General features: G+C 37.9%; 18 protein-coding genes. 10 read left to right on the top strand and 8 right to left on the bottom strand.

Annotated features, from left to right (window positions below):
* The first annotated feature begins 23 nt into the window (after nucleotides 1-23).
* The 9 genes from I600_RS13115 (at nucleotide 24) to I600_RS13075 (ending at nucleotide 8,947) form a co-directional block, all read left to right on the top strand.
* On the top strand, nucleotides 24-923 hold the full coding sequence (locus tag I600_RS13115; protein WP_058104982.1) for a metallophosphoesterase: 900 nt from the start codon (nucleotides 24-26) through the stop codon (nucleotides 921-923).
* Nucleotide 924: 1 nt separating this feature from the next.
* Complete coding sequence (locus I600_RS13110; RefSeq protein ID WP_058104981.1) at nucleotides 925-2,100, top strand: helix-turn-helix domain-containing protein; 1,176 nt, start codon at nucleotides 925-927, stop codon at nucleotides 2,098-2,100.
* 75 nt (nucleotides 2,101-2,175) lie between these two features.
* Nucleotides 2,176-3,297 (top strand): acyltransferase family protein, encoded by a 1,122-nt coding sequence (locus I600_RS13105; protein ID WP_058104980.1) that lies wholly within the window; start codon nucleotides 2,176-2,178, stop codon nucleotides 3,295-3,297.
* A 122-nt stretch (nucleotides 3,298-3,419) separates the two neighbouring features.
* The gene (aqpZ, locus tag I600_RS13100; protein WP_058104979.1) at nucleotides 3,420-4,115 is read left to right on the top strand and encodes an aquaporin Z; all 696 of its coding nucleotides are present in this window, start codon (nucleotides 3,420-3,422) and stop codon (nucleotides 4,113-4,115) included.
* Between the two features lie 97 nt (nucleotides 4,116-4,212).
* The gene (locus tag I600_RS13095) at nucleotides 4,213-5,529 is read left to right on the top strand and encodes a gluconate:H+ symporter (protein ID WP_058104978.1); all 1,317 of its coding nucleotides are present in this window, start codon (nucleotides 4,213-4,215) and stop codon (nucleotides 5,527-5,529) included.
* Nucleotides 5,530-5,539: 10 nt separating this feature from the next.
* Complete coding sequence (locus I600_RS13090; protein WP_058104977.1) at nucleotides 5,540-6,007, top strand: RidA family protein; 468 nt, start codon at nucleotides 5,540-5,542, stop codon at nucleotides 6,005-6,007.
* Between the two features lie 5 nt (nucleotides 6,008-6,012).
* Nucleotides 6,013-7,125, top strand: coding sequence for a D-TA family PLP-dependent enzyme (locus tag I600_RS13085; protein ID WP_058104976.1), 1,113 nt, complete (start codon nucleotides 6,013-6,015; stop codon nucleotides 7,123-7,125).
* A gap of 2 nt (nucleotides 7,126-7,127) precedes the next feature.
* Nucleotides 7,128-8,192 carry a dipeptidase gene (locus tag I600_RS13080; RefSeq protein WP_058104975.1) on the top strand — a complete coding sequence of 355 codons (1,065 nt, stop codon included), beginning with the start codon at nucleotides 7,128-7,130 and terminating at the stop codon, nucleotides 8,190-8,192.
* Nucleotides 8,193-8,299: 107 nt separating this feature from the next.
* Nucleotides 8,300-8,947, top strand: a complete 648-nt coding sequence (locus tag I600_RS13075) for a hypothetical protein (RefSeq protein WP_058104974.1) — start codon at nucleotides 8,300-8,302, stop codon at nucleotides 8,945-8,947.
* Between the two features lie 3 nt (nucleotides 8,948-8,950).
* Here I600_RS13075 and I600_RS13070 read toward each other — a convergent pair whose 3' ends face one another.
* Genes I600_RS13070 through I600_RS13060 form a run of 3 tightly spaced genes read right to left on the bottom strand, consistent with a single transcriptional unit; the run spans nucleotide 8,951 to nucleotide 12,618 of the window.
* Nucleotides 8,951-9,328 (bottom strand): PH domain-containing protein, encoded by a 378-nt coding sequence (locus tag I600_RS13070; protein ID WP_058104973.1) that lies wholly within the window; start codon nucleotides 9,326-9,328, stop codon nucleotides 8,951-8,953.
* Nucleotides 9,329-9,348: 20 nt separating this feature from the next.
* Nucleotides 9,349-11,526, bottom strand: a complete 2,178-nt coding sequence (locus I600_RS13065) for an acylase (protein WP_058104972.1) — start codon at nucleotides 11,524-11,526, stop codon at nucleotides 9,349-9,351.
* Between the two features lie 48 nt (nucleotides 11,527-11,574).
* The gene (locus tag I600_RS13060; protein ID WP_058104971.1) at nucleotides 11,575-12,618 is read right to left on the bottom strand and encodes a TPM domain-containing protein; all 1,044 of its coding nucleotides are present in this window, start codon (nucleotides 12,616-12,618) and stop codon (nucleotides 11,575-11,577) included.
* Between the two features lie 185 nt (nucleotides 12,619-12,803).
* Between I600_RS13060 and I600_RS13055 the strand changes: the two genes are divergently transcribed.
* Nucleotides 12,804-14,543, top strand: a complete 1,740-nt coding sequence (locus I600_RS13055) for an ABC transporter ATP-binding protein (protein ID WP_058104970.1) — start codon at nucleotides 12,804-12,806, stop codon at nucleotides 14,541-14,543.
* Nucleotides 14,544-14,717: 174 nt separating this feature from the next.
* Here I600_RS13055 and I600_RS13050 read toward each other — a convergent pair whose 3' ends face one another.
* The 5 genes from I600_RS13050 to I600_RS13030 all read right to left on the bottom strand — a co-directional run bounded on the left by I600_RS13050 (nucleotide 14,718) and on the right by I600_RS13030 (nucleotide 18,005).
* Complete coding sequence (locus I600_RS13050) at nucleotides 14,718-15,050, bottom strand: 2Fe-2S iron-sulfur cluster-binding family protein (protein WP_058104969.1); 333 nt, start codon at nucleotides 15,048-15,050, stop codon at nucleotides 14,718-14,720.
* Nucleotides 15,051-15,090: 40 nt separating this feature from the next.
* Nucleotides 15,091-15,438 carry a four helix bundle protein gene (locus tag I600_RS13045; protein ID WP_058104968.1) on the bottom strand — a complete coding sequence of 116 codons (348 nt, stop codon included), beginning with the start codon at nucleotides 15,436-15,438 and terminating at the stop codon, nucleotides 15,091-15,093.
* 51 nt (nucleotides 15,439-15,489) lie between these two features.
* Complete coding sequence (locus tag I600_RS13040; RefSeq protein ID WP_058104967.1) at nucleotides 15,490-16,548, bottom strand: NAD(P)/FAD-dependent oxidoreductase; 1,059 nt, start codon at nucleotides 16,546-16,548, stop codon at nucleotides 15,490-15,492.
* A gap of 72 nt (nucleotides 16,549-16,620) precedes the next feature.
* Nucleotides 16,621-16,860: a NifU family protein gene (locus I600_RS13035; RefSeq protein WP_058104966.1), complete on the bottom strand. Its 240-nt coding sequence runs from the start codon at nucleotides 16,858-16,860 to the stop codon at nucleotides 16,621-16,623.
* A gap of 2 nt (nucleotides 16,861-16,862) precedes the next feature.
* Nucleotides 16,863-18,005: an Mrp/NBP35 family ATP-binding protein gene (locus tag I600_RS13030; protein ID WP_058104965.1), complete on the bottom strand. Its 1,143-nt coding sequence runs from the start codon at nucleotides 18,003-18,005 to the stop codon at nucleotides 16,863-16,865.
* Nucleotides 18,006-18,052: the final 47 nt, after the last annotated feature.

The following is an 18,052-nucleotide window of genomic DNA, read 5'->3' as shown; positions in this document are numbered from 1 at the left end:
GGATATTTAGCGAAAATTACAGTATGTCATCGGAAAACAGACTTAATAGAGCTTATGAAAACGCTAAAACTATTCCGTTTGACGACACTTCAAAATTTATTCTATTTAGCGACTGTCATAGGGGCGATAACAGTTTTGCAGACGATTTTGCAAACAATAGAAACATTTACTACCACGCCTTAAAATTCTATTATTCAGAAGGTTTTGATTACTGTGAACTAGGTGATGGAGATGAGCTTTGGGAGAACATTCATTTTGAATCTATTTTTGAAGCCCATAAAAATGTTTTTAAATTATTGAAGCAATTTCATTTAGAACAAAGACTTCACATGATTTGGGGAAACCATGATATGGTCTACAAGGATGAAGCTTATGTAAAAAAGCATTTATCTAGCTATTTTGAACCTATAGATGATAAAGATAAATCACTATTTGAAGGCATAAAGTACCATGAAGCGCTTATACTAAAACATAAAGAAACCCAACAAGAAGTTTTTCTTACCCATGGTCACCAAGCAGATTGGTGGAATTACACTTTTTGGCGTTGGGGCAGATTTTTGGTAAGGGTACTGTGGAAACCCCTACAAGTATGGGGCATAGCAGACCCTACTTCACCCGCAAAAAACTACACTGAACTCATAAAAGTAGAGCGCCGTATTAAAAGATGGATTTTAAAGAACAGATTAAAAGTTACTGTTGTAGGTCATACCCACAGACCTCGTTTTCCAGAGCCTGGAGATATACCTCTCTTTAACGATGGTAGCTGCGTTCACCCAAGAAGTATTACTGGAATAGAAATTGAAAAAGGATCTATTTCCCTAATCAAATGGCAAATTAATACCACGGATGACGGTACATTACGCGTGGTTCGCATTTTATTGGAAGGTCCACAGAAGTTGAAAGATTATTTAGATAATAAATAAGATGGATACGCTTCAAGACCTCATAGCGCAAATTCCTATTAGACATAACTTTACTTCTACCATAATGCTATTAGGAGTGGCGCAAAATCTATTTTTAAGTATCGTACTTTTTGTAAAAAGCATGAATAATAGATTACTACTCTATTTTGCATTTTTATTATTATTTGGAACACTGGTTTTTTTGGATACTTATTTGTGTTACACCGGACTCATAAAACACCTTCTTGAATGGAATGATTCTTCTGAAGTTTTTGTTTTGCTTATAGGTCCTTTTCTATACTTTACTATTTATGCATTTTTGAAAAGAAAACCTATTTCTATACGTAAAGGTTGGTGGAACTTAATTTTACCGCTAGGTTATCTTTTATCACAGATTCCGTTTTACACAGCTCCAGTTTCGGTTAAACTAAACGCTTATTTAGGTGCGTATTATAGTAATTTAGGTACCGCCTCGGTTCCAGACACATTTAACTATTCATACCATCACATTAAAGATATATTTGATTGGTTAATTTTATTTAGTTTACTGTTATATACGCTATTATCACTAAAACTAGTTAAAGAAGAACGCTATAGAAATGACACAGATAAAGCAAACCTTAAGTCTGCCAAATACATTTTTACACGTAATTCTGCCATTATACTCTGTACTTTTTTCATTCTTCTATTTGTAGTTTTCTACATATATGACGACGATGGCGGAGACCATTTTATTGCCATTTTCCAAACTTTAGTAGCATTTGCCACCACATACATTATTATTTCCAAATCTAAGTTCTTTGAAAAATCATGGGTTGCAGATAAGTATGAAACGCTTTCGAATGCAGCAGATGAAGTTACATTTAAAGAAATTGAAACATTCGTGGACAATAACTTGTTTTATACAAATAGCCAAGCCAGTTTAAAAAATCTTGCCACCCAGTTAGCTATTCATCCAAATCAAATTTCAAAAACTATAAATTCAGATTTTGGTTCTAATTTTAATCACTATATCAATAGCAAAAGAATTGATCTAGCTAAAGAGAGATTAGTAGACCCTCAATTTAGTCATCTAACCATTGAAGCTATTGGCGAGACGGTAGGATTTAAGTCAAAGTCTGCATTTTACAATGCTTTCAAGAAGATTTCGGGTATATCTCCCTCTAAATTTGCAAAGTCAATTTCTCCAAAATTGTAATTCAGGACATATGGTAATGTCCAAAATTTATCATTCCTGATTTTAAAATTCAACTTTGATGAAAATCACTAGATTATGGAAAAAAAGTTTAGAAGGTATGATATCGATTGGTTGCGAGTATTCGTTTTTTCACTCTTAATCATTTATCATTCAGGTATGTTCTTTGTGCCTTGGGGTTGGCATATAAAAAATAACAACATCTATGATTGGTTGAAGTGGCCCATGCTTTTTTTAAATCAATGGAGACTGCCAATATTATTTCTAATTTCTGGTATGGGTACGTTCTATGCCTTATCAAAAAGAAATATATGGCAATTTAATAAGGAGCGATTTTTGCGTTTAGGGATCCCCCTTGTTTTCGGTATGCTCGTTATTGTTCCTCCACAGGTATATTTTGAAAGATTGGCACAAGGTCAATTTCAAGGTTCGTATTGGAGCTACTTGAGCACTATAGCCTATGACGGCATTTACCCAGAAGGCAATTTAAGTTGGCACCACTTGTGGTTTCTTCCGTATCTACTAGTTTTTTCCGTATTGCTTTCTCCTTTTTTCCTTTATATGAAAAATAATAAAAACAGGTATATACGTTGGATTAGCAAGGTAATTCAAAAACCATACGGACTATACATTTTTACGATTCCTTTATATTTATTGGAGTCTTTGTTAGAACCTTTTTATGACATAACCCATGACCTAATTAATGATTGGTTTAATTTTTTCTCTTCCATGACTTTATTCTTCTTCGGATTTGTCATGGTCGCTTGCGGACCTATTCTTTGGAATGCAATCGAAAGGATACGCACAAAAGCTTTTTACTTAGGAATTATATGTTTCATAGGAATGCTTATTACTTGGCAATTTGAAGACGGATACACCCGTCACTTTACCGAAGCTTTTCTGAAAATCGTAAATCTTTGGTCATGGATATTAGTGCTATTAGGATATGCCGCTAAGTATCAGAACAAACCTAGTCCACTTTTGAGCTATGCCAATCGAGCTGTTTACCCATTCTACATTCTTCATCAAACCGTAACCGTAGGAATTGCATATTACATAAAAGATTTGCAATGGAGTTTGCTTTTAAAAGCTACAATTTTAATCGTAGGTACATTTTTAATATGTTGGTTAATTTATCATTTAATCATATTAAAAATAAAACCTCTGCACCCTCTATTCGGATTAAAAAAAGGTATTTAACTATATTTTATGTAAAAAATTAAATATCTAACCATTAACAGTATCAATAAAACTCATAAAAAATTGTGACTTCATTAAACTTTTGGTTTCTAAATACATACAATCAATTAAACCTTAAGAAAATGAAAAAGTTTATTGCAGAATTTATAGGTACTTTATGGCTAGTTTTAGGTGGGTGTGGTAGTGCCGTACTTGCCGCAGGATATCCAGAATTAGGAATCGGTTTTGTTGGGGTCTCCTTGGCCTTCGGTTTAACCGTGGTAACTATGGCCTACGCCATTGGTCATATTTCAGGTTGTCATTTAAACCCCGCCGTAACTATCGGTGTTTGGGTAGGTGGTCGTTTTGAGGGTAAAGACGTTTTTCCTTACATCGTAGCTCAAGTAATGGGCGGTATTGCCGGAGCAGCCATTCTATTTCTAATTGCTTCCGGCAAAGCTGGTTTTGAACTTGGTGGATTTGCTTCTAACGGGTATAATGAACATTCACCTGGAGGGTATGATTTAACATCAGCTTTTACTATAGAACTTGTGATGACCTTTATTTTCTTATTCGTCATACTGGGATCTACTTACACCAAGGCACCACGAGGTTTTGCCGGGTTGGCTATAGGCCTTTGTCTAACCTTAATTCACCTAATTAGTATTCCTGTCACCAATACATCTGTAAATCCTGCAAGAAGTACCAGTCAGGCATTATTTGTTGGTGACTGGGCGCTAGATCAACTTTGGCTATTTTGGTTGGCGCCAATGATCGGAGCCATTTTAGCAGGATTGATCTATAAGACCATCTCACCCGAGATGACTGATAAATTATAGAATTACAATGTTTAAGCTCATCATAAATAGATAATATATGATGGGCTTTTTTTTTATGGTATATTTAGATGATCAACTTAACTAACTCATTTTTAATATGCCATTATTTATTGTTATTCTAGGAATTTTACTCCTATTCATTCTCATTGCAAAATTTAAACTCAATGCTTTTATCACTTTTATTATCGTATCGCTTTTTGTGGGTATTGCCGAAGGCATGGAACCTATCAGTGTCGTAGATTCCATTCAAAAAGGTATTGGTAATATTTTAGGATTTCTAGTTATTATCTTAGGACTTGGTGCCATGTTGGGCAAATTAGTTGCCGATAGTGGTGCCGCTCAACGAATCACCACCCATTTAGTAGAAAAATTTGGTAAAAAGAACATTCAATGGGCCGTTGTCTTAACCGGCTTCATTGTAGGTATTCCCATGTTTTATTCCGTAGGTTTCGTAATCCTAGTTCCATTGGTATTCACTATTGCAGCAGCCACCGGCTTACCACTACTTTATGTAGGTCTACCCATGCTGGCATCGCTGTCTGTCACCCATGGATATTTACCTCCGCACCCTGCTCCTACTGCACTGGCGTCCATGTTCAATGCTGATATTGGCAAAACACTGTTATACGGTATTATAGTTGCCATACCTGCAATTATTGTTGCTGGCCCTATCTTTTCAAGAACTTTAAAAAACATTAATGCAACTCCCTTAAAGGAATTTCTAAACCCCATCATCCTAAAAGAGGAAGAAATGCCAAGCATGGCAAATAGTATTATCAGCGCACTTTTACCAGTAATTCTTATTGCCATTGCAGCACTAGCCCAACTTTTGCTACCGGCAGATTTCTTTCTCACCAAGATTTTGGTTTTTATGGGCAACCCCGCCATTGCCATGCTTATTGCAGTTTTGGTAGCAATCTATACTTTAGGTTTGGGTCGCGGTAAAAGTATGAAAGAAGTTATGGACTCTATTGGCAGTGCCATTACGGGTATTACCATGGTACTTTTGATTATTGCAGGTTCTGGTGCCTTAAAGCAAGTATTGATAGATAGTGGCGTAAGTAAATATATTGGCGGAATATTAGAGCAATCTTCCATTTCTCCATTAATTTTAGCTTGGCTGATCGCTACCGTAATTCGCGTTTGTGTGGGTTCTGCCACTGTCGCTGGCTTAACGGCTGCAGGTATTGTATTGCCATTGGTGCAAGGTACCGGTGTTAGCCCAGAATTAATGGTGCTAGCCATTGGATCGGGCAGTTTAATGTTGTCCCATGTAAACGATAGTGGTTTTTGGTTATTCAAAGAATACTTCAACCTATCCGTAAACGACACCCTAAAAAGCTGGACAGTTATGGAAACCACCGTAGGTGTTATGGGATTAGTAGGTGTTCTAATAATAAATATGTTCATTTAAACAATTAAATATGCAAAAGAAACCTTCAGAAAGGATTAAGGAATTAGGACTCATATTACCCCCTGCCCCACCTCCGGCAGGATTATACAAACCCGTTTTGGTGGTGGATCATTTTCTTTACATTTCAGGGCAAGGACCAATGCAAAATGATGGTTCTTTGATTGTGGGTAGAGCAGGTCATGACATGACAATGGAAGAAGCAAAAGTAGCGGCAAAGCAAGTAGCTTTAACCATGCTATCTACCATACAGACCCATTTTGGCGACATTGACAAAATAAAAAGAATCGTAAAAACCTTGGGCATGGTCAACTCTACCCCAGATTTTGGGCAACAACCTTTGGTCATTAATGGTTTCAGCGAACTTATGGCAGAGATTTTTGGACCAGATAACGGTGTGGGTGTTCGTAGTGCGGTTGGTATGATTTTACCTGGCGGTATTCCTGTAGAGATAGAGGCACATTTTGAACTACATCATTAAAAGATATGGAAGACAATAATTGGTATTCATTGACCCATCCGGAAGACGTAATTTCTCCGTCCCTATTGATTTATCCCAATAGAATTCAACATAATATTGAATTAATGATTTCTATGAGGGGCGATGTAAATTTCTTGCGTCCGCATGTAAAAACATACAAAAACGCCAATATCATTGCTATGCAAATGGATGCCGGTATTCAAAAATTTAAATGCGCTACCATTGCAGAAGCTGAATTACTTGGTAATTGCATGGCAAAAGATGTACTGTTGGCCATGCAACCGATAGGACCTAACACCAAACGTTTTGTTGAACTTATAAAAGCATACGGCAATACCAAGTTTTCCACTCTTGTTGACAACTCTAAATCTTTGCAACTTTTAGGTGACCTTGCTAAAGCCAACAACATTAAAATTCCGCTGTGGATAGATATTAATAGCGGCATGAACAGAACGGGTATAGCTCCTGATCAAAAGGCATTGGCCCTATATCGAGAGTTAAGCGAACATGAGCATTTAATTGCCGAAGGCTTACATGTGTATGATGGTCATTTACGCCATACAGATCCCACTATTCGTGAGGCAGAATGCAATACTGCATTTGAACCTGTATTGAGCTTAAAAGCTAACATTGATAAACTTGACATACCAAGTCCTAAAATAGTGGCCGGTGGCTCACCGACTTTTCCTTTTCACTGTAAACAAGATGGCGTGGAGGCCAGCCCGGGCACTACTTTACTTTGGGATGCCGGTTATGGCAGTCTCTTTCCCGAGATGCATTTTTTGCCTGCAGCTGTACTAATGACACGTATTCTGAGTAAACCAACTACGGGCATTCTTTGTTTTGACCTTGGTCATAAATCCTTAGCACCTGAAATGCCTTTTCCCAGAATAGCATTTTTAGACCTAAAGCACAGTAAGCAAATTAGTCAGTCAGAAGAGCATTTGGTCGTTGAGTATGACGACCTTACCATACCTGAGGTAGGGGATGTGCATTACGCAGTTCCTAAACATATTTGCCCTACCGTAGCCAAATACGATACCCTTACGGTTGTTAAGGATAATATAGTTATAGATCATTGGCCAGTAACTGCAAGAACCCAAAAATCTACGATATAAGTATGTTCATTTTCGATGCCCATTTAGACTTGTCCATGAACGCCATGGAATGGAACCGTGACCTTACCTGGTCTGTTGAAGATATTAGAAAAGGTGAGCAAGGTATGACCGATAAACCAGATAGAGGTAACAATACAGTATCATTAGATGCTATGCGAAAAGGTAATATCGGGCTCTGTATGGCAACGCAAATTGCCCGTTATGTCCATAAAGACAATACATTACCGGGATGGAAGTCACCTCAACAGGCTTGGGCGCAAACACAAGGGCAGTTAGCATGGTACAAAAGCATGGAAGATGCTAAAGAAATGGTTCAAATCACCAACAAAACTCAGCTTGATGCGCACCTAGAACTTTGGAAAACCGATAAAGAAAAGAAACCTATTGGGTATTTATTAAGTTTAGAAGGTGCAGATTCTATCATAGACGTTTCATACCTACAACGTTCATATGATCAAGGGTTACGTGCCATTGGACCTGCACATTACGGTCCTGGCACATACGCACATGGTACCAACTCATCTGGTGGTATTGGTGCCAAGGGAAGAAATTTATTAAAGGAAATTCAACGTTTAGGAATAATCTTAGATGTAACCCATTTATGTGATATCAGTTTTTGGGAAACCATGGTGAATTATGACGGTCCTCTTTGGGCCAGCCATAATAATTGCAGGACCCTAGTTAACCACCATAGGCAGTTCACAGATGAACAAATCAAGGAAATTATAGCACGTAAAGGTATTATAGGTGTTGTGCTTGATGCTTGGATGATGGTTCCACATTGGGAAAGAGGGGTTTCTACACCGCAATCTGCAGGCGTAAGTCTACAGCAAATGCTCGATAATATTGACCATATTTGTCAACTTGCAGGTAATGCCAATCATGTAGGTATAGGTTCTGACCTGGACGGCGGATTTGGAAAAGAACAAGGTCCTGCCGATGTAGATACCATTGCAGATTTGCAAAAATGTGTTCATTTATTGGAAAACAGAGGGTATTCACCTCAAGACATTGAGAAAATAATGAACGGAAATTTTATTTCGTTCTTAAGGGAAAATTTGAAATAGACTAGTTCGTTTATCGAAAAAACACTATCCTATACTTATTTTAACGTCGCCTTAAGTGCCCATGGCAGGGTATTTGTTATCTTTATTTCACCCAATGTAAAGATTAGATGAGAAACCTTTATTATCTTTTTATTGTTTTGTTCTCCCTTTCCATGGCACAGGTTTCTGCACAAACAGATTTACCTACTGCCAAACCATTGAAAATTGAGAAAGCAAACCCTATAAATTCTAGTGGAACCGCTAGCCCCGTTCTTAAAATGCCCTCATTGATCAAAGAACAGCCAAGTCTAGACATGAACAGCAAGAACCCTGTAAAAATGTTACCCGATGAAGAATTGGTACAAGCAGGAACCGGTATGAAAATTGACCCAAAAGTAGCTCCTGGAGAACGCTTAAATGGATCTGGTCAATATTTTCCTGATCAATATCTTGGGGATGTAAAAAGTAGCGGAAAATTTATTGGTATTGTTTGCAGAGACCATGAATATGTAGATGGAGACCGTGTTAAGATTTATATGAACGATATGGTCGTAGAACAAAACCTGCTATTAACCGGAGCGTTCAAAGGAATCAATGTAGACTTACAAGATGGTTTTAACCGCTTAGATTTTGAAGCACTTAACCATGGGTCATCTGCCCCAAATACTGCTCAGGTTGATGTATATAACGATAAAGGAGAATTGATTTACTCCAACAAATGGTTGTTGTCCGCAGGTTCTAAGGCTACATTAATCGTTACCAAAGAATCTATGTAAAAATTACATTACCTTACTTGCCAAGTACCGCTGTACTTCATAAACATCTATACTCTTATTGAACTTTTTGCTTACACTTGGTACGTTTTCACTCGATATCCAGATTTTTAATTCAGCATCTAAATCAAAAGTACCCGAAGTTTCAAGAGAAAACCTTGATATATTCTTATAAGGGAGCGATTTGTATTCAATTTTACTTCCCGTAATTCCTTGTATATCTATTAAAATTAAGCGTTTATTAGTAAACATGAAAACATCTCGCAATAAGGAAAATCCCAACTCAATTTCCTCTCCCTCTATCAATAAGCGACCATATTTTTTTAATAGCTGTTCTACAGATACCTCACTGGCATTACCTAATATTTTATTCAACAATCCCATAATCTAGTTTCTTTATCAATTTATCTTTTCCCAGGAGTATATGTTTCCCTTGCCCTTTTTAAAACATCTTTCTTATAAAAAGGTACTTCTTTCCAATCTACATTTCTATACCTCTCAATTTGGTCATTAAAATATGGAGAATTAGGATCACCACTTTGCCCACCTGCCAAAATACTTTTGGCTTTAACGGTTTCACCAAATTCAACTACTGCTGCAAAACTATTGCCCCTTGTACCGTATATCTTTTTTGCGCCTTCAGTGGTGTATCGCGCACCGTATGCCGCCAAGGCTCCCCACCTACCGGAAGCAAACCCTATTGGAATACTTGGTTTAGCATCATCAAAATGCTGCACGATATCTCCTGTAGTTCGCTGATATCTATTTACTTCTCCCCATGACATTTTCCATGTACCAAAATCTGACTCAAGTTGGTTGATTACTTCTTCAAAAATGGGCAATACGGCTTCTGTGTTGTTCCCAAAATAAATCATGCGCTCCATATCACTTATTCCTTTTGGTTGGTCTGCGTGTTTGCCTATTGCGGTACCATAAAAATGTGCCAATGTCATGGCTACTTGATCTTCTCCCGTTGTATAGTCCCACTTTTCCAGAATTTCAATCGGCTCTTTTAATTTCGGATTCTTATCGTTATGAGAATTATAAGCTTTTACCAAACCAGGTATTAAAGCTTTGAATGCCGGTAAATACGGATCATGCGCTAACCGGATAAGACTATCAATGGTGTACCCTTTTCTGTCTTTCAATAATTCTATGGCATGAACGCCTCTAAAGTTCTCTTGATCTCTAGACATGTAATACGGGTAGTCTTCTTTCTTTGGACTAAATTCCAGAGCCGATGTAAACGGGGTAGAATTACAATTCTGGATCCATCCGTTCTCTGGGTTTAATACCAAAATATTTTCATCTACCGTATGCAAACCTTGCCAATCTGTTTTCGGGTTGCTACCATCTACCGGTTTTGTATAATCAAATTGAACATCTCGTTTTGGAACGTAATTTCCATGAAAATAAGCGATGTTTCCTTCCGCATCTGCATACACCGTATTGTTACTTGAATTAGTACGAATATCCATCATTTCACGAAAACCTTTGTACCCGTTTTGTTTTGTTCGGATGAATGATTGCTCTAACGCTTTCACCGGTTCCCACATCATGGCAGATGCCGTCCATTGCCCATCTGCAACATGGGTTATTGGTCCGTGGTGGGTTCTGTATGCTGGATACTTTTTCTCTTTCAATTCCTCTCCATCCAAATATTTCAATAGTATTTCAGACGATTCTACAGGACGCAATTCTTCTCCGTATTGATAGAATAAATTATCATCGTTCTTAACTATTGTCTCCTTGAATTCATCCATAACATCGGTATAAGTGGATGTATGCATCCATCCGGTTTTTTCATTAAAACCTTGATAAACGAAAAACTGACCCCAAGTTACCGCACCATAGGCGTTTAACCCCTCCTCTGAAACTACATGGACTTCTCCCCTAAAATAAAACGAGGTATGCGGATTGATCAATAACAGCGGATTACCGGACTGTGTCAATTTACCTGAAATAGCAATACCGTTAGAACCTTGTGGTTCCTCTGCTTCTTTTTCCTTTTCTAATTGCAACAATTCCATTTCTGGTAATGCCATATCACTTTCATAGAAGGCAGCAATCTTCTTTGTTGAAATTCGCTCAATATCACCACCAATGGACCCTTCACTAAAATACATGGGCATCCATGGCTCAAAATGCGTCAACAATCTAGGTTTTACTTTTGGGTGCGTATATAGGTAGTAATTGATACCGTCGGCAAAGGCATTACACAACTCTTTTAACCAAGCGGGACTCTTTTCATAATTCGCTTTAGCCTCTTCTTCTGTCATGAACAGTTTTGCGCGCAAATCGCTATACAAAGCCTCTTCGCCATCTACTTCTGCCAGTCTACCTGTTGCCCAAATGTAGTTTTGCTCCACACGGTTAAAATCATCTTCGCATTGGGCGTACAATAACCCAAACACTGCATCGGCATCTGTCTTACCATAAATATGAGGGACTCCAAAGTCATCCCTTATTATTTCAACATTAGCAGCTTGGGCTTCCCATTTTTCAACTTCAGGGCTTTTTGGTTTTTCTGTCTTACATGATAAAACCAAGACAAATGCTAACAAGTAAATTATTCTGTTCATGGATACTATTTATTTTGAATATTTGAGATACATAAAAGTACTTGAATTTCACCAACTTCCGCTTGCTCCACCACCACCTGAGCTTCCGCCACCGCCAGAAAATGAACTACCACCACCTGAAGAGCTACTGCCCGAACCGAAAGAGTGGGAACCTGATGAAGAAAATGTTTTTCTGTAATATGTTTTATCGTTCTTTAGCCACGAAATACTGAAATCTTCGTTATCAGATAGTTTAAGCTTAAAAAAAGCGATTATGGCAGCTATGCCAAAAAACGGTAGTAATAACCACAACAGAACTTTAGGATGATCAAAAATTCGCATGGCAAGGTCTTGGTCTGTGGTATAAATACTATACCCCACAAAAAGAGGCACCACCATAAATACCATACCAAAAATAGTAGAAATAGAACCTCCTAAAAGCATAAAAACACCAGGTAATACGCCTAATTTACCCATAAATATTCCTCTAAAAACCTCTATAATATTTCTATAGCTTTTAAGAAAGAAAAAACCACCTACCCCAATAAATATTGATAGAAATACACCAAGAAAAATGTACATATAAAGTTTTTCCTTCCGTTCTTTATCTTCAATTTCTTGTTTAAACTCATCCAAGGCTTCTGGGTTATTGAGAAACACTATAAGCTGATCAGTAGCCTCATCAACACCATCAAAATATGCCTCCTCCTTAAATTTGGGAATCATCGTATTTCTAATAATTCTTGAAGCAACGGCATCTGTAATGTACGGTTCCAACCCATAACCTACCTCTATTCTTACTTCTCGGTCCAATTCTGAAAACAGAATCAGTAGTCCGTTATCCTTTCCTTCTTGACCAATTTTATTTTGATTGAACAGTCCGTTGGCATAAGACTCAATGGTATCAAAACCCAACTCATCTATCGTGACTATTACTAGTTGATTGGTAGTATTCTCCTCAAACGCTACCAAACGCTGATTTAAATCTGCTGTTTGACTTGCTGTGAAAATGCCTGCACTATCAGTTACGAAATCACGCAATTCATAGTATTGCTCTTGCGCATTCGTATAAAAAGTAACTAATAAAAAAAGAAAAATGGTTTTTTTAAGCATCGGTCGGTAATCAGGATACTCAAATATAAAAACCTTTATCCATACTCTTAGCCAATATCAAAACCTATTCTAGATTCGGTAAAACTTTAGAATTGAAGTAACTTGCAACTCATTGCCGATCGGTCTCGACTGCGCTCGAACGGACAATGGAATAATTAAACAGTAATTAGTTAGAGCAAACACCTATGGCAGAAAAAAAAGTAAGCATACTAACCGCTTTTAAAACAATTATATGGCCACGCAGAAAACTGGTTTTGTTGGGTTTATTGCTTATCGTAATCAGTAAAGCTGCTAGTTTTGTGGCACCGGTTTCTTTACGATACTTTTTAGATGATATCATCCCTAATAAAAACTATGACCTATTAAAAATATTGGTTGCCGTTGTTATTTTTGCATTTTTGATACAAGCGGTCATGTCTTTCCTACTTACCAAAGTGCTTAGCATTCAGGCACAATACATGATTTCCGAACTTCGTGCACAGGTACAAAAGCAAGTACTTTCATTACCTATTCGATTTTTTGACAACACCAAATCCGGCTCATTAGTTTCTAGAATCATGAGCGATGTGGAAGGGGTTAGAAATTTAATTGGCACCGGACTCGTACAACTTGTTGGTGGTACCATTACCGCTGTAGTGTCTCTTGTATTGTTATTGAGAATTAGCCCAATAATGACCTTATTGACTTTTGTACCCTTAATATTATTTGCATTCATTGCTCTAAAGGCATTTAAGATTATAAGACCTGTTTTTAGGGAGCGTGGTAAAATTAATGCAGAAGTAAAAGGAAGATTAACGGAAACCCTTGGTGGAATTCGCGTTATTAAAGGCTTTAACGCAGAGGTGCAAGAAAGTAAGGTTTTTGAAGAAGGGGTTGACAAACTATACCAAAATGTAAAAAAGAGTTTAACGGCTACCGCTTTTATGACCAGTGCTTCTACCTTTTTATTGGGATTGGCCACTACAGGAATTATGATGGGGTATGGTGGATACCAAATGATGCAGGGCGAATTGACTACGGGCGAGTATTTTGAGTTTACTTTTCTTCTTGCCCTAATGGTAGCGCCCATTGTACAAATGAGCAATATTGGAAGCCAGCTGACCGAAGCTTTGGCCGGTTTAGATCGTACCGAAGAATTGATGAACAAGGTTTCAGAGTCTGACGAAAAAGACCGAACTATTGTGCTTTCCCAATTAAAAGGAGATATGGCTTTTAAGGACGTAAGCTTTGCGTACGAGGAAGATAAAGATGTCTTGCACAACATTAGCTTTGAAGCTAAATCTGGTGATGTTATTGCCCTTGTGGGTAGTTCTGGATCCGGGAAGTCTACCATTGCAGGTTTAGCGGCTAGTTTTTTAAACCCTGACTCCGGTGAAATTACCATAGATGGCACGGACCTTTCAAAAGTTGACCTAACCAGTTTTAGACAATTTTTAGGCGTGGTTTTACAGGATGATTTTCTATTTGAGGGCACAATTAGAGAGAACATTCTTTTCCCTAGACCAAATGCTTCTGAAGAAGAATTACAAGCAGCGATCAAAGCAGCTTATGTTGATGAATTTACCGATAGATTTGAAGAGGGATTGAATACCGTTATAGGGGAACGTGGCGTAAAATTATCTGGTGGTCAACGCCAGCGTATTGCCATTGCCAGAGCTGTGTTGGCAAATCCAAGAATCTTGATTTTAGATGAAGCTACCTCTAACCTCGATACGGAAAGCGAAGCTTTAATTCAAAAGAGTTTGGCTGAACTAACGAAAGGAAGAACCACTTTTGTCATTGCGCACCGTTTAAGCACTATCAGAAAGGCAAATCAGATTTTAGTGATTGAAAACGGACGTATTGCTGAGCAAGGAACCCATGAAGAGCTGATTGCCAAAGAAGGTAGATACCATAATCTGTTTACGTATCAGGCTAGGATATAAGTTGGTTGTTGGTTGTTGGTTGTTGGTTGTTGGTTGTTGGTTGTTGGTTGTTGGTTGTTGGTTGTTGGAAAATTAAAATAACTGTTGTTTTTGCGCAGTGCAAAAACTTAGGAACACGAATTCAGCAGATTGCTTCGTCAATCTCGATTACATCTCGTTTTCTCGCAATGACATTTATATATCCTCTGGAGCCAACTCTACTTTGAGTCCGTCCATGTCTTCAGAAATATGCAATTGACAGCCTAAACGTGAATTATCCTTAACATTAAAAGCTTCGGACAGCATAGCTTCTTCGTCATCGCTCATTTCCGGCAATTCGTGATCAGATTCCACATAACACTGACAAGATGCACACATTGCCATACCTCCACAAATACCTATGGTTCCTTCTGGCGCCAGTTCATACGAACGTACGACTTCCATAAGGTTCATATTCATGTCTGTTGGGGCATCAATTTCATGAGATACTCCGTCACGGTCTATTATTGTAATTTTTATATCGGTCATAAATTAGTGGGTTAGTGGGTTAGTGGGTTAGTGAAAAATATTACTTCATTGATTTAATAAAGGCATATAACATTTTTGATACTTGATTAGTTTCATTTATCAATTCTAATGCCATTTCTTTTTCTACATATGCTAATCTTTGCGCAAGATAAAGCATGGATCTTAGTTCACTGTTGGAAGCTAAAGAAAAATATAAAAAGCGTTTAAAATCCGCATTAGAACTTCTTTCAAAACCTTCTGCTATGTTATTAGAAATAGATACTGAAGCCCTAGTAATCTGATCCCGAAAACCAAAATCTTTTAAATCCCTAAATTGTTTATAGATAAGAACCGCTAAATCCTGAGATTTCTGCCAAACCTTTAGGTCTTCAAATCGTTGTATAGTCATCTTTACTATTTCACTATTTCACTATTTCACTATTTCACTAATGAACTTACTTTATTCAATCTTCTTCACCACCGCTTTAGGCGCTTCTTTTTTTGTTCCATCAAAACCGCTTACTCCACCTACGGTAGTGTATTTCATTACATACTTCTTATCTGGATGAATTTTTTGAAAGGCGCTTTGGCACATTAGCGTTGCTTCATGAAAACCACATAGAATCAGTTTTAGTTTACCAGGATAGGTATTGACATCTCCAATGGCGTATATACCCGGAATATTGGTTTGGTAATCAAAGGTATCCACCTTTATGGCATTTTTTTCAATCTCCAATCCCCAATCTCCAATAGGTCCTAATTTGGGAGATAGCCCGAATAAAGGAATAAAATCATCGACCTCCAAAACAAGCTCTTCCTTAGCATCGGATATTTTTCTGATTAGTACAGATTCTAGTTTATCATCCCCATTTAAGGCAATAATTTCAGCGGGGGTAATCAGATTAAGTTTGCCTTGATTCTTCAATTCTTGAACCTTTTCTACAGAATCCAAAGCGCCCCTAAACTCATTTCTTCTGTGCACCAATGTCACCTGAGCAGCTACATCTGCCAAAAATATACTCCAGTCCAATGCCGAGTCTCCACCACCTGCAATAACCACTTTCTTATCACGATACACTTCTGGATCCTTAATCATGTAAGCAACACCGTTATCTTCAAATTTTACTAAATTATCCAACAAAGGTTTTCTAGGTTCAAAACTTCCTAACCCACCTGCAATGGCTATAACCGGGGCATTATGCTTTGTTCCCTTATTGGTAGTGACCACAAAACTGCCATCTTCTAACTTTTCAATAGTTTCGGCACGTTCGCCCAAAGTAAAACCAGGTTGAAAAGATTTAATCTGCTCCATAAGATTGTCCACCAAATCGCCCGCCAAAACTTCTGGAAAGCCCGGAATATCATAAATGGGTTTTTTTGGATAAATCTCTGCACACTGACCACCAGCCTGTGGCAAGGCATCTATCAAATGGCACTTAAGTTTTAGGAGTCCGGCTTCAAAAACGGCAAAAAGACCCGTAGGTCCCGCGCCAATTATTAATATATCGGTCTTAATCATTACTAAGATGGTTTGTAATATTTCTCAAAATTATCATTCTATTGTTTTAAATATCATGACAATTATCAAGATCTAAGCTTCTATATTAATTACATTTTGAATTTGTGGTGCGTATTTCTTAATGGTCATTTCTACACCGCTCTTTAAGGTCATTTGATTGACACTGCAACCAACACAAGCACCTTCTAAACGCACTGTAACCGTTTCTTCTTCAATAGAAATAAGACTAATGTCCCCACCATCGCTCTGTAAGAAAGGTCTAATCTCTTCCAATGCTTTTTCCACATTCACTTTTAGCTCTGTTGCAGTCATATCTATTTTTTATTAACCGGCGAACAACCCGCCATTGTAGTAATTTTTATTGCTTCTGTAGGTGGCATTGTCTTGTTTCTAGCAACCACCTCACTAACCACCTGCTTTGTCAATTCTTCAAATGCTTTTTCTACAGGTGTAGCGGTTTGCAAAGCCGCAGGCCTACCAACATCACCAGCTTCACGTATGCTCTGTATCAATGGCATTTCACCTAAGAAAGGTACATTTAAATCTTCTGCCAGGTTCTTAGCGCCTTCTTTACCAAAAATATAATATTTATTTTCTGGCAGCTCTGCAGGTGTAAAATATGCCATATTCTCCACGATTCCTAAAACAGGAACATTTATAGAATCTTGCTGAAACATGGCCACACCTTTTCTAGCATCTGCCAAGGCAACCTCTTGTGGTGTACTCACTACAACAGCGCCTGTAACTGGTAAAGATTGCATGATACTCAAATGAATATCACCGGTACCCGGTGGCAAATCGATCAGCATAAAATCCAACTCGCCCCAATGTGCATCAAAAATCATTTGGTTCAATGCTTTTGACGCCATAGGTCCTCTCCAAATAACCGCTTGGTCTCGTTGGGTAAAAAACCCAATGGACAATAATTTTACTCCGTAATTCTCTACAGGCTTCATTTTAGATTTACCCTCTACGTTTACCGCCAATGGTTTCTCATTGGCAACGTCGAACATAATAGGCATTGAAGGCCCATATATATCAGCATCTAAAAGACCTACTTTAAAGCCCATTTTTGCCAAGGTAACCGCAAGGTTGGCCGTTACCGTAGATTTACCCACACCCCCTTTACCAGAGGCTACGGCTATAATATTATTAATACCCGGTATAGGCTTGCCTTTAATTTCATTCACCTTTGGTTTTGCCGCAGGTGCTTCAACTTTAATATTGATCTTAATCTTAGCTTTTTCATACACCTCTCTGTGGATGACTTTTAAAATCTCCACTTCGGTCTTTTTGCGTGCTTGTAAACTTGGATTGGCAATGGTAATATCTACCTCTACCTCATCACCAAAAATTTGAATATTGGTTACCGCACCACTTTCTACCATGTTTTTGCCTTCCCCGGGAACCGTAATATGCTCCAAAGCCTTTAAAACATCCTTCTTATCTATCTTCATTGTATAAATTCATTCAAAACCTGCCCATTGACAAGTAGGTTACAAAG

The sequence above is a fragment of the Maribacter dokdonensis DSW-8 genome (assembly GCF_001447995.1).
Taxonomy (GTDB): Bacteria; Bacteroidota; Bacteroidia; order Flavobacteriales; family Flavobacteriaceae; genus Maribacter; species Maribacter dokdonensis.
This window is presented reverse-complemented; position numbering and strand designations above follow the sequence as displayed.

Excerpts from the sequence above, each read along its gene's own strand:
- I600_RS13115 (WP_058104982.1), top strand. The coding sequence starts at position 24 with ATGTCATCGGAAAACAGACTTAATAGAGCTTATGAAAACGCTAAAACT.
- I600_RS13110 (WP_058104981.1), top strand. The coding sequence starts at position 925 with ATGGATACGCTTCAAGACCTCATAGCGCAAATTCCTATTAGACATAAC.
- I600_RS13105 (WP_058104980.1), top strand. The coding sequence starts at position 2,176 with ATGGAAAAAAAGTTTAGAAGGTATGATATCGATTGGTTGCGAGTATTC.
- aqpZ (WP_058104979.1), top strand. The coding sequence starts at position 3,420 with ATGAAAAAGTTTATTGCAGAATTTATAGGTACTTTATGGCTAGTTTTA.
- I600_RS13095 (WP_058104978.1), top strand. The coding sequence starts at position 4,213 with ATGCCATTATTTATTGTTATTCTAGGAATTTTACTCCTATTCATTCTC.
- I600_RS13090 (WP_058104977.1), top strand. The coding sequence starts at position 5,540 with ATGCAAAAGAAACCTTCAGAAAGGATTAAGGAATTAGGACTCATATTA.
- I600_RS13085 (WP_058104976.1), top strand. The coding sequence starts at position 6,013 with ATGGAAGACAATAATTGGTATTCATTGACCCATCCGGAAGACGTAATT.
- I600_RS13080 (WP_058104975.1), top strand. The coding sequence starts at position 7,128 with ATGTTCATTTTCGATGCCCATTTAGACTTGTCCATGAACGCCATGGAA.
- I600_RS13075 (WP_058104974.1), top strand. The coding sequence starts at position 8,300 with ATGAGAAACCTTTATTATCTTTTTATTGTTTTGTTCTCCCTTTCCATG.
- I600_RS13070 (WP_058104973.1), bottom strand. The coding sequence starts at position 9,328 with ATGGGATTGTTGAATAAAATATTAGGTAATGCCAGTGAGGTATCTGTA.
- I600_RS13065 (WP_058104972.1), bottom strand. The coding sequence starts at position 11,526 with ATGAACAGAATAATTTACTTGTTAGCATTTGTCTTGGTTTTATCATGT.
- I600_RS13060 (WP_058104971.1), bottom strand. The coding sequence starts at position 12,618 with ATGCTTAAAAAAACCATTTTTCTTTTTTTATTAGTTACTTTTTATACG.
- I600_RS13055 (WP_058104970.1), top strand. The coding sequence starts at position 12,804 with ATGGCAGAAAAAAAAGTAAGCATACTAACCGCTTTTAAAACAATTATA.
- I600_RS13050 (WP_058104969.1), bottom strand. The coding sequence starts at position 15,050 with ATGACCGATATAAAAATTACAATAATAGACCGTGACGGAGTATCTCAT.
- I600_RS13045 (WP_058104968.1), bottom strand. The coding sequence starts at position 15,438 with ATGACTATACAACGATTTGAAGACCTAAAGGTTTGGCAGAAATCTCAG.
- I600_RS13040 (WP_058104967.1), bottom strand. The coding sequence starts at position 16,548 with ATGATTAAGACCGATATATTAATAATTGGCGCGGGACCTACGGGTCTT.
- I600_RS13035 (WP_058104966.1), bottom strand. The coding sequence starts at position 16,860 with ATGACTGCAACAGAGCTAAAAGTGAATGTGGAAAAAGCATTGGAAGAG.
- I600_RS13030 (WP_058104965.1), bottom strand. The coding sequence starts at position 18,005 with ATGAAGATAGATAAGAAGGATGTTTTAAAGGCTTTGGAGCATATTACG.